This window comes from Nocardiopsis lucentensis DSM 44048, from assembly GCF_000341125.1.
In the GTDB taxonomy this organism is placed as follows: Bacteria; Actinomycetota; Actinomycetes; order Streptosporangiales; family Streptosporangiaceae; genus Nocardiopsis; species Nocardiopsis lucentensis.
Genome location: NZ_ANBC01000675.1, coordinates 1 through 11,815, shown reverse-complemented (window position 1 = coordinate 11,815; position 11,815 = coordinate 1). Strand labels below are relative to the sequence as shown.

Below are 11,815 nucleotides of genomic sequence, written 5' to 3'. Positions count from 1 at the left end.
CTGGCACCGCCGCCCGCGGGGGCTCGGGTGGTGCCGCCGCTCCCACAGATCCCGGACCGGCCAAGCACCGCGCCTCCACCTGGGAGGACGACCGTTTCGAGCGGGTTCTGGAGTCGCTGCGCGTCCAGATCCGCGACCTGGAGTTCGCTGACGGCCTGCCCGCCGCGGAGGAGGGGCGGGTGCTTCAGGCCGACGTTTTGGCGCAGCTGTCCGACTACGTCCTGCCCCGGGTGCGGCGGCCCGACATCCCGCTGCTGATCGCGGTCGCCGGTTCCACCGGTGCGGGTAAGTCCACGCTGGTGAACAGCCTGGTCGGTGAGCAGGTCACCACGACCGGCGTGCGTCGCCCCACCACCAACAGTCCGGTCCTGGCGTGCAATCCGGCCGACGTGGACTGGTTCAGTGAGGCGTCCTTCATTCCGGCGCTGCCCCGGGTGCGCCAGCAGGGGTTGGCCATGCCGGGCAAGGACGGCATGCTCGTGCTCGCGGCGAGTGAGGCGATGCCGCGCGGGGTCGCCCTGTTGGACACCCCGGACGTCGACTCGGCGGTGGCCGCCCACCACGAGTTCGCCGCCAAGTTCCTCGACGCGGCCGACCTGTGGGTGTTCGTCACCACCAGCACCCGTTACGCCGACGCGCGCGTGTGGGAGTTCCTCCAGGTGGCGCGCGACCGGGACACGTCGTTGGCCGTCGTGCTCTCCCGGGTTCCGCGCAAGGGCCGCCGCCAGCTGCTCGACCACTTCGGCGCCATGTTGGAGGCCAACGGTCTGGGCGCGGCGGCGCGGTTCGCGATCCCCGAGACCGATCAGGTCAAGGGCGAGCGCTTCACCGCCAACGTCGCCGACCACATCCGTACCTACCTGGCGGACGTGGCGGGTGAGGCCGACCAGCGCGACCGGGTCTCGCGCCGTACCTTCGTCGGTGTCATCGACAGCTTCCGCTCCCGGGTGCCCGAACTGGCTCGGCAGGTGGAGACGCAGGTGGAGGCGGGCCAGGTGCTCAGCGCCGCCGTGGACGACGCCTACGACGGGGCGCGCCGCCACGTGGACGCCGGGCTCGGTGACGGTTCCCTGCTCAGCGGTTCCCTCCTCGCGCGGTGGCAGGAGGTGGCCGCCAGTGGCGAGCTCGCCAGGAGTCTGCGGCTGCGCGGCAAGCGGGCGCGGCGGCGCCGCGCGGAGTCGCTCGAGCGGGGGCAGCGGGTCAGTGCGCTGGAGGAGGCCGTGCGCGATTCCTTGTCGGCGCTGGTGGTGTCGGCGTCCGAGCGGGCCGGGCACGAGATCGAGGCGCGGTGGCGGGAGATGCCGGGGGGTGAGGAGCTCGCCGCGAAGGCGCTCGCGCTTCCCGGCGGAGGGCTCCTGGCCCAGCGGTTCCGCAAGGAGCTCGCCGAGTGGCAGGCCGAGGTCGCGCAGATGACGGCGGCCAGCGGCGCGACCAAGCGTTCGGTGGCCCGGTTCGTCACCTTCGACCACGACATCGTCGCGCTCGTCCTCATCATGGATCTGCTGGGATACGAGCGGTCCCGGTCCGGAGGCGGTGCGCACGCCGCGGAGTCCTCGGGGCCCTCCCCACAGCGACTGCTCAAGGGGCTGTTCGGGGCGCAGTCCCTCCGTAGCATGGGCACAGCGGCCCGTGACAACCTGCGCGGACGTGTCGAGGCGCTGCTCGCGCAGGAGCGCAAGCCCTTCGACAGCACTCTGGCATCGGCCGGGATCCCCTCGAAGGACAGTGCCGTCCAGCTCTATCAGGCCACGTACAACCTTGAGATTTCACGATGACGACTCAGTGGAACCCCGCGCGGGCGACCGGGGAGACCGGTCCCTCCGATTCCGGGGACGAGGTCCAACCGACGGGCCGGTCCGAAGCCTTGGGTGACGACCAGGCGCCGCGCGGCGCGTCGGCGTCGGCCGAGAACGGCCCCTGGCGCGGCTACACGGTGCCGGTTCCCGAACCCCCCGGCCGTGGGTCCGGTTCCGGCCCCGGTGCCGGCCAGCCCCTGGCGGAGGCCGCGCACGACGGGATCCTGGGGTATCCGGACGCGGCGCCGGCGGGGGTGGCCGGGGAACCGGACGCTCCCCGTCGGGGCCCGGGGCGGCACGCGCGCGTGTCCGCGGCTCGCGGTGGCGACGTGCCCGGTGGTGATGGGAGCGGTGGCCCCGACGCGCGTCAGGCGGGCGGCCCCCACGATGACCCTGGCGATCTCGGCGACGGGGGCGACCCCGGTGGTCGTCCTGAGCCGGGTGAGGTCCGGGACCACCTGGCCCCGGAGGGCGCCGACATCGCCGACGACGTGGCCGGGGTCGGCCAGGAGCGAAGCGAGGACGCGGGTGAGGGCGACCGGGAGCGCCGTGGCGCCCGGAGCGTCGCCCACTCCCGGGGCAGTCGCGGGACGCGCGGTGCGCGCGGAACCAGGGGCGAGCGGGGCCGGCGCGGTGTGCGTGGGGCGCGTGAGGCCGGCAGCGCGCGTGAGACCGGGATTCTCCGCGACGGCCAGGACGAGGGGGACGACCCGGACGGTCTGGCCGGATGGGTGGGCAGTCTCGCCGAGGCGGCCGAGGACGCCCAGATCGCCGGACGCACCACCGGGGCCTTCCCCGTGGTGCCCAAACCTCCGGAGTGGGTTCCGGCTCCGGGACGGGACGGTGACGTGGCCGAAGCGGATCGCGGTTCCGCCGGAGCGGTCTCGTCTGAGGCGCCTGAGGCCTTTGATGCGGCTGAGGCACCTGTGGAACAGCGCAGTGACGGTCAACGGAGTGACGATCGGCCCGCGGTCGGGCTCGCGGGAGCCGATCAGGACGCCCCGGTCCGGGAGGAGGGCGGCGAACCGGCCCCCGATCCCCGGGTGACCGCCCAGACGGGTGCGCGGCCGGTGGCCGAGCAGGAGGACGGCGGGCCTCTGCCCCGCCGTGTCCCCGGGCCGTCGGCGGTCTCCGGTGCCTTCCGGGCCGTGGGCGCCGCCGAGTCCGATCTGGCGGCGGATCCGGGCACCGGCCTGTCCAGGGCCGAGTCCGCTCCCGAGACCTCGGTCGCGGAGCCGGCCGTCCCCGAGGCCGACGCATCCGGCGTGGACGGTGCGGACGCCTCCGAGCGGACCGCCGCCCGGGGCTCTGAGGACGCCGAGGGCGACGACGAGTACCGTCCGACCACGCACGACCACTGGCGGTCCGCCAAGACGGTCACCCGGGCCGAGCTCGTCGAGCGTCTCGACGCCCTGTCCACCCTGACCGAACTCGGCCAGGACGACCTGCCCGAGGAGGTCGTCTCCCGTTCCACGCAGCTGCTCGACCACGCGGGTGCGCGTCTGCGGCTGTCGGGGGAGCACACCGTTGTGGCTTTGGCCGGCGGCACCGGCAGCGGGAAGTCATCGCTGTTCAACGCCCTGTGCGGCCTGGAGTTGTCGCAGACCGGCGTCACTCGCCCCACCACGTCCAAGGCCCACGCCTGCGTGTGGGGCCATGAGGGGGCCGACGCGCTCCTGAGCTGGTTGGGTGTTCCCACCCGCTACCGTCACTCGCGTACCGGCGTCCTGGACGCGGGCAACTCCGAGCTGACCGGGCTGGTCCTGCTCGACCTGCCCGACCACGACTCCGTGCGCAGTATGCACACCGCCGAGGCCGACCGGCTCATCGGGTCGGTGGACCTGCTCGTGTGGGTCCTGGACCCGCAGAAGTACGCCGATGCCGCCGTGCACCACCGCTACCTGGCCCGGATGGCCGGGCACGGTGCCGTTACGGTCGCGGTCCTCAACCAGGTCGACCGGGTCGAACCGGACGAGCTGGAGGAGCTGCTGACCGATCTGCGGCGCCTGATGGAGACCGAGGCGGGTGTGCACCCCCGGGTGATCACCACCTCGACCGTCACGGGGAAGGGCATCCGCGACCTGCGCGAGTTCCTCGGTGAGACGGTTCGCGAACGCCGTGCCCTGGTGGACCGCCTGGTCGCCGACCTGGACCAGGTCGTGGTGGCCTTCGAGGAGTTCCACGGCGAGGGGGAGATCCCCGAGACCGTGCCGGAACCGGTGGCCGAGCGCGTCCGAAGCGGGCTCGCCGGGGCGGCCGGGGTCAGGGCCGTGGCCGACGTGACCGAGACCAACGACGTCAAGCGCGGTAGGCGCGAGGTCGGCTGGCCGGTTGCCCGCATGGCGGGCAAGCTGCGCAAGGACCCGCTGTCGGCGGTCCAGCTCGACTTCCTGCGCCACGACGGCGACACGGGTGTGAACGGTCCGATCGACGCGCATTCCGCCGAACTGGAGACGGTTCTGGGGGAGGCGGCGGACGGAGTTTCGGAGGGGATGCCCTCGCTGTGGCGGCGCCGTATGCGCACGGCCGCGCTCAGTGGGTCCGCCGAGCTTCCGGCGGAGTTGGGCGATGCGGTCTCGGGCGCGGTCGGCGCCCCCGACCAGTACCAGCCCTGGTGGAGGGTGGCGCGGTCGGCGCAGTACGCCCTGTTGGCCTTCGCCGGGTTGGGTCTGGTGTGGGCGATGGTGGCGCTGTCGAGCTGGATCGCGGGCGGCTTCACCGGGATGGTGATGTTCGACGATCCGGTGTTCGTCGGCTACTCGGGCGCCCTGGTGGCGGCGTCCCTGCTGGTCGGCTGGTTGACCGGGGTGGGTTGCGGCAACTTGGTCGAGGTCGCGGCGGTCCAGCGGCGCGAGGAGGTGGAGCGGGCGGCCGGGGAGCGGGTCGCCGCGATCGCGCGCCAGCGGGTGATCGAACCGATGGAGGCCGAGTTGGCGCGGTACCGCGCGTTCCGGGCCGCGCACGAGGTGGCCAGGGCGTCGTCGTGAGGCCCTGAGGTCCCGCTCCGTCGGGCGCGGACACGGATGGGGGACGGTTCCAGGGGGCCGTCCGAACGGCCCGGGGGCGGGTGGCACGTCGCGTGCCACCCGCCCCCGGGTCTTGCCGTGTCGGGTCTCAGGTCCAGTGCACGCTGTTGTACATGTGTCCTCCTCCGATCGGGCGGTGCCGGTCCCCCAAGGGGCGGGACGCTGGGTCGGTCGGCACCTCGTGTCCGAAAACGGCCATCGAAGCCGGATCCTACGGTAGAACGTCTCGAAGCCCGGTTTCCACCCCCGCCCCGCGCTCCCCGGGTATCCCGAGCCAATCTAGTCGCTGCCTGCGCCGATCATACAATCAGCAATTAAGCTATTACCCAACGTAATGTAAAGTGGTGGGGGTGGCGCGTCGTGCCGTGCTGACGTACTCACCTGTGCTTGTGGTGGCCGGGCCGACTGTCACGTGGCGGCGACGCGGAACTCAGCGTGAAATCGGGTCGTCGAAGGGAGAACCGAAGGAGGTGGTTCGCCTATCAGTAGCACGTGTAGGGGTCGGACTGCGGAGCGTGACACAGGGAGGGAGGATGGAGCCGTGAGTATCTCGGAGAAGCCGTTGGCGGCGGAGGACGCGGCCGCCGGGGAACGGTCGCGTTGGCCGATCCTCCAGCAACCCCGGGGCCTGATCGTCTACATGGGACTGCTCCTGTTCACGGCGCTGTTCCTGTTCGGGGCGGCGGCGGCACTGACGACCGTGACTCTGGCGGACGTGGTGACCTTCCTGGCGCTGACCATGTGCGCGGGGATCTGTGTGGAGGCGATCCGCCGTCTGGGGGTGCCCGCGGGGTTCGCGCGCGACCTGCTGGGCGCGTGGTGGTTCCCGGTCGTGCTGCTCCTGCCGCCCGTGTACTCCCTCATCGTCCCCATCCCGGTGTTCTTGCTGCTGCAGCTGCGGGCCAGGCGGGCTCTGGCGCACCGAAGGGTCTTCAACGCCACGGCCATCGGGCTGTCGGGTTTCCTGGCGTCGGTGGTGTGGCACCGGGTGGCCGCCGACGGGCTGTGGGAGGCGATGGGCGGCGCGTCGGAGGCGCACGACAGCCTGGCCACGGGCGCGGGGGTGCTGATCGCGGTTCTGTGCTGTGCCGGGTTCACCGTGCTGAACACGCTCCTGGTCGCTCTGGCCGCGCGGATCAGCATGGGGCCGGGCACGACGCTGCGGCCCATGTGGGACCGGGAGGCGTGCACGGTCGACGCCGTCGAATTATGCGTCGGCGTGACCGTGGCGATCCTCGCCCAGCTCACCCTGTTCCTGCTGGCCATCGCGGTCCCGCCGGTGCTGCTCCTCCAGCGCAGCCTGCTGTTCCAGCAGTTGCAGATGGCGGCGCGCACCGACCCCAAGACGGGGCTGTTGAACGCGCCGACGTGGGAGCAGGAGGCGTCGGTGGAGATCGCCAGGGCGCGCGCGCAGCGGGGGTACGCGGCCGTGCTGATCATCGACATCGACCACTTCAAGCGGGTCAACGACAACCACGGGCACCTGTTCGGCGACCAGGTGCTGCTGGGAGTGGCGACGACCATCGCACAGCAGCTGCGCCAGTCCGACCTGCTCGGCCGCTTCGGCGGCGAGGAGTTCGTGGTGCTGCTGCCCGGGGCCGACACATCGGAGGCGTGGCAGGCGGCGGAGCGGTTGCGCTCGCAGGTCGGGTGCATGGAGATCTCGGTGGACGACGTTCCGGTGTCCATCACGGTCTCGGTCGGGGCCGCGGTCATCGGTGAGCACGGCAACGACCTCGTGGAACTGCTGACCGCGGCGGACCTGGCGCTGTACCGGGCCAAGGAGACCGGACGCAACCGGGTGTGCCTGCCCGCCGGTCGTCCGGGGGCGCCGAACAAGATCCCCGGCCCGAGGGAGGGCGGCGGTCTGCCTGGCCGCGGTGGTCCCGTGGGCGAGGTCGACTGACCGGGGAATCCGGAAGAAGGGTCTGCCGCGCTCCCGCGGCCCTCGGTCCTTCCCCGGTCCGCCGTGCCGGTGGACCGGCCGGTCCCACACGGACGCTCCCCGTGCGGTTCGCACGGCCCGGGTCCGCGTCGGTGCGCGGGCCGTGGTCGGCGGTGATCCGGGGCCGCCAGGCGTTCGCGGGCCCGCGCGGGCGGGTTGTCCACAAGCCCCGGATGCCCATTGCGCGTCACAGATCGGTCACGCACCGTTGAACCATGCGCTTCGATCATCACGGACACCCGGTAGATCCCTTCAACCCCGACCACCACGGCGATCCCGACCACCACGGCGATCCCGACCGCCACGGCGCCGCTGGGCACGGCGCCGACCCCTCCCGCCTCGGGGACGAGCCCACCCCCGTCCCCCCGCCCCGTCCTCCCGCCAACACGGCGACCGGCCCGCCAGACGGCCCCCTCGGCGCGCTCAGGCTCACCACCCCGACCGACGTGATCGCCGCCCTGCCCTACCTCGCGGGCGATCCGCCCGCCCCGGGGATCGTGGTCCTGGCGCTCCGGGACGGGCGTGTGCGCGCGGTTCTGCGCGCGGACCTGGACGGTGACGGGACACCTCCGGGGTCGCGGAGCGCGCCCCCGGCCGTCGACCACGCCGCCGCGCAGCGCTGTGACACGTTGCTGATCGTGGCGTTCGGGCCGCCGGGGTTGGTCACTCCGCACGTCGACGGTCTGCTGGCGGCGGCGCGGGAGCGCGGGATCACCGTCCTGGACGCGCTCCGGGTCATCGGTGGCCGCTACTGGTCCTACACCTGCTCCGACCCCTCCTGCTGTCCGCCCGAGGGCACGGTGGTCGACGTGGACCGGTCCACCGCCCCCGCCGACGCCGTCCTGCGCGGGATCGCGCCCCTGAGGCCGTTCCACACGGCCGCGACCGACGCCGCGCGGGTGCGCTCCCTCCTCGAACCGGTCCCCGGTTCCGTCGGCACGGTGGTGGCCGCCGCGGCGGAGGAGGTGGCGGCACGGGTTCGGGAGCGGGTGGTCCGCGGCTCCGACGCCCTCGTCGATCTCGGGCTGCCCGAAGTCCGCGCCGCGGTCCGCGCGGAGTACCGGTCGGAGGGGGTCACCGATCCGGAGGGGTTGGCCGCGCTGGGCGTGTACCTGACACAGACGCGCGTACGGGACGAGGTGTGGGCCAGGATCACCGCCACGAGCGCTGAGGCGCACCAGCGGCTCTGGAGCCGGGTCACGCGGCACGTTCCCGAACGCCTGCGGGCGGCTCCGGCCGCACTGCTGGCGGTGGCGGCCTGGCAGGGAGACGACCGCGCGCTGGCGTCGGCCGCCCTCGACGTCGCCCTGACCGCGGATCCCGGGTACTCGATGGCGCTGCTCATGAACCGGGCCCTGGCCTGGGGGCTGCCGGTGCGCCGGTGGCGGGAGGCCGCGCCCCGGTGGGCGGAGGGGAAGGAGGACTGGGGTGAGGGTGGCTGACCGCGCGGGCGCCGCGGTCCGCTTCACGGAGGTTCCGGGTCCTTGGACGGTGACGGCCGTCCTCGGCTGATACGTCGCCGGGTCTCCGCGCCGCCGGGTTCCCGCGCTGCCCGCCCCCGGCGGTGTCACCGGCGGGTGGCATGCTGGGCCGCATGGCGGACAACGCGAGCTCGCACCCGGACCGGCCACCCGGCTACGACGACGATCCCTTGACCCACCGTCCCGAACTTGTCGACCAGCCCCTGTTCTGGCTGGGGCACCTGTACTCCATGGTGGAGGACGAGGAGACCGAGGAGCTGCTGTTCGGCGCGGACGCCGACGCCGCGGACGACTTCCACCAGCGTCTACACGAGAACGGGGCCTGGCCGACGTTCACCGTTCCGCTGACCGGTGGTCGTCTGTACGTCGTCCACCGCACCGGGGACGACGACCCGGGAACCGACTTCCTCCTGCACGGCCCGGGGTGGGACCGGGCCGAACCGCTCGCCTGTGTCGACGGGCACTTCATGGGTCCCGGGCTGTCCTGGCCGGAGCTGGTCGCCGCCGCCGACACCCTCCCCGGCGGCAGCACCGATGACCCGGACAGCCGCCTGCTCCTGCTGTTGCCCGCGTTCGGGGACTCCGCCGTGCCCGATGGGGCCGCCGAACGCCTGGCGGCTGCGCTGCGGTCCCGGACCGGTGTGGAGGATCCCGACGCGCTCGCGGCCGCCCTCCTGGAACGCCAGGGGCCGTGGGGTCCCGTGCGGTGGACCACGACCGAGGACGGTTCGCGAACCAACGACGGAGGCTGGTCGTCCCGCAATCCCGGGAACCACTTCGCGTGGTCGCCGGAGCGGCTGTCCCGGGTGAGTGCGGCACTGACGCCCTGAGCCACGGGGACGGCACGGTCGACGGGCCGTCGAGGCGCCCGACTGGACTACGTCGCCAGGACCCGCCACGGTGAGGCGGTCGACAGCTTCACGACCACCGAGGGCGAGCGCGGCAAACGGGTGACCGGCACCCTGGGGGAGTGACGGGGGCGTGGACCGACGACGAGCTCCCCACCCGGTCGCCGGGTGGAGGTCGCGCACGCGCATCGCTCCGACGGGAAGATCGGGCCCGTGCGAGGCGTTCCAGTGCGTGACCCGCCGAGCCCCGGAGAACCGCCGTGCAGCGGCATCCGGACAGGTCTCGGCACAGGCGCCGACACCCTAGTCTGGAAGACATGCCGGAGTACATCTACACCATGCAAAACGTGCGCAAGGCGCACGGCGACAAGGTCGTCCTTGACAACGTCTCGGGGTCGTTCCTGCCCGGGGCCAAGATCGGCGTCGTGGGGCCCAACGGTGCGGGTAAGTCGACGCTGCTGAAGATCCTGGCCGGCATCGAGCAGCCGTCCAACGGTGAGGCGCGTCTGATGCCCGGCTTCACCGTCGGCCTGCTCGCCCAGGAGCCCCGTCTCGACCCCGACAAGACCGTTCTGGAGAACGTCGAGGACGGGGTCGCCGAGACCAAGGCGATGCTGACCCGCTTCAACGAGATCGCCGAGAAGATGGCGACCGACTACTCCGACGACCTGTTGGAGGAGATGGGCAAGCTCCAGGAGCAGCTCGACCACCGAAACGCCTGGGACCTGGACAGTCAGCTCGCCCAGGCCATGGACGCCCTGCGCTGCCCGCCCGGGGACGCCTCCGTCACCCAGCTGTCCGGTGGTGAGAAGCGCCGCGTCGCCCTGTGCAAGCTGCTGCTGGAGGCGCCCGACCTGCTGCTCCTTGACGAGCCCACCAACCACCTCGACGCCGAGAGCGTGAACTGGTTGGAGCAGCACCTGGCCAAGTACCCCGGCACCATCGTCGCGATCACCCACGACCGGTACTTCCTCGACCACGTCGCCACGTGGATCCTGGAGCTGGACCGCGGCCAGTTCTACCCCTACGAGGGCAACTACAGCACCTACCTGGAGACCAAGCAGGCCCGTCTGAAGGTCGAGGGGCAAAAGGACGCCAAGCGGTCCAAGCGCCTCAAGGACGAGCTGGAGTGGGTCCGCTCCAACGCCAAGGCCCGCCAGACCAAGAGCAAGGCCCGCCTCCAGCGCTACGAGGAGATGGCGGCCGAGGCCGACAAGACCCGCAAGCTGGACTTCGAGGAGATCCAGATCCCGCCGGGTCCGCGCCTGGGCAACACGGTCGTGGAGGTCAAGAACCTCACCAAGGGCTTCGACGACCGCGTCCTGATCGAGGACCTGAGCTTCTCGCTCCCGCCCAACGGCATCGTCGGCGTCATCGGCCCCAACGGTGTCGGTAAGACGACCCTGTTCAAGATGATCGTCGGCGAGGAAACCCCCGACGAGGGCAAGATCAACGTCGGTGAGACCGTCGACATCTCCTACGTCGACCAGTATCGCGGCCGGATCGACGACACCAAGAACGTCTGGGAGACCATCTCCGACGGCGAGACCTTCATCGAGGTCGGCAAGGTCGAGATCCCCAGCCGCGCCTACGTCGCCGCGTTCGGCTTCAAGGGTTCGGACCAGCAAAAGCCCTCCGGCGTGCTCTCCGGTGGTGAGCGCAACCGCGTCAACCTGGCGCTCACCCTCAAGCAGGGCGGCAACCTCCTGCTCCTGGACGAGCCCACCAACGACCTGGACGTGGAGACCCTCGGGTCGCTGGAGAACGCGCTGCTGGACTTCCCCGGCTGCGCCGTGATCACCTCCCACGACCGGTGGTTCCTGGACCGCGTCGCCACGCACATCCTCGCGTGGGAGGGCGACGCCAACTGGTTCTGGTTCGAGGGCAACTTCGAGTCCTACGAGAAGAACAAGATCGAGCGCCTGGGCCCGGAGGCCGCGCGCCCGCACGCGGTCACGCACCGCAAGCTCACCCGCGACTGACACCCGTCGCGCGCGAGGCCCCGCGGACCGGTTCCGGCCTGGTCCGCGGGGCCTTGCGCGTACCGCGGACCCGCGGGGACGGGGAAACCCGGTGTACCGACCGACGGGGATGTCGCTATCGTCCCGTCATGACGATTCTGTGGGTGCCCTACCACCTCGACGAGTACCTGCCCGACTTCCGGCCTCCGTGGCGCGGGCACACGGAGAGGGTGATCGCGCGGTTGCCGGACGCCGACGTGTGGAGCCGCATGGCGGTCCTGCACGAGGCCGTCGCCGAACGCGTCGCGGACCACGTCCGGGCCGGTCGGTGCCCCACGGTCCTGTCCGGTGACTGCATGGTCGCGCTCGGGACCGCCGCCGGACTGCAGAGGGCGGGCGTGGATCCGTCCGCCGTGTGGTTCGACGCGCACGGCGACGTCCAGACCATGGAGACCAGCGCCTCCGGCTACGCGGGCGGGATCCCGCTGCGCGTGCTGGCCGGATACCGGCCCGACCCCGCGACCGACGGCCTCGGTCTGCGGCGGATCCCCGAGGGGCGACTCCTCCTGGTGGACGGACGCGACCTGGACCCGCCCGAGGCCGAGTACCTGCGCGGGTCGGCCGTTCGGCAGCGGGCCGTCGCCGACGTCGGACCCGAGGACCTCCCCGACGGGCCGCTCCTGCTCCACGTGGACCTGGACGTCATCGACCCCGACGAAGTACCAGGGATGCTCTTCCCCACGCCCGGCGGGCCGAGC

7 protein-coding genes are annotated in these 11,815 nt (G+C 72.2%); all 7 read left to right on the top strand.

All coding sequences use genetic code 11. From position 1 onward, the window contains the following. Window positions 1-1,775 (top strand): GTPase (locus tag D471_RS35835; RefSeq protein ID WP_017600929.1); only part of this gene is annotated, 1,775 nt, incomplete at its 5' end. Then, window positions 1,772-4,783: a GTPase gene (locus D471_RS0123745; protein WP_017600928.1), complete on the top strand. Its 3,012-nt coding sequence runs from the start codon at window positions 1,772-1,774 to the stop codon at window positions 4,781-4,783. The genes D471_RS35835 and D471_RS0123745, both read left to right, overlap by 4 nt. A 580-nt stretch (window positions 4,784-5,363) precedes the next feature. Next, window positions 5,364-6,728: a sensor domain-containing diguanylate cyclase gene (locus tag D471_RS0123740; RefSeq protein ID WP_017600927.1), complete on the top strand. Its 1,365-nt coding sequence runs from the start codon at window positions 5,364-5,366 to the stop codon at window positions 6,726-6,728. A 254-nt stretch (window positions 6,729-6,982) separates the two neighbouring features. Further along, window positions 6,983-8,209, top strand: coding sequence for a DUF4192 domain-containing protein (locus D471_RS35830; protein ID WP_017600926.1), 1,227 nt, complete (start codon window positions 6,983-6,985; stop codon window positions 8,207-8,209). Window positions 8,210-8,361: 152 nt separating this feature from the next. Continuing rightward, the gene (locus D471_RS35825; RefSeq protein WP_193789786.1) at window positions 8,362-9,078 is read left to right on the top strand and encodes a hypothetical protein; all 717 of its coding nucleotides are present in this window, start codon (window positions 8,362-8,364) and stop codon (window positions 9,076-9,078) included. A gap of 335 nt (window positions 9,079-9,413) precedes the next feature. Beyond that, window positions 9,414-11,078 carry an energy-dependent translational throttle protein EttA gene (gene ettA, locus D471_RS0123725; protein ID WP_017600924.1) on the top strand — a complete coding sequence of 555 codons (1,665 nt, stop codon included), beginning with the start codon at window positions 9,414-9,416 and terminating at the stop codon, window positions 11,076-11,078. 128 nt (window positions 11,079-11,206) lie between these two features. Next, the coding region (locus tag D471_RS0123720; protein ID WP_017600923.1) for an arginase family protein at window positions 11,207-11,815 on the top strand (609 nt) is incomplete at its 3' end.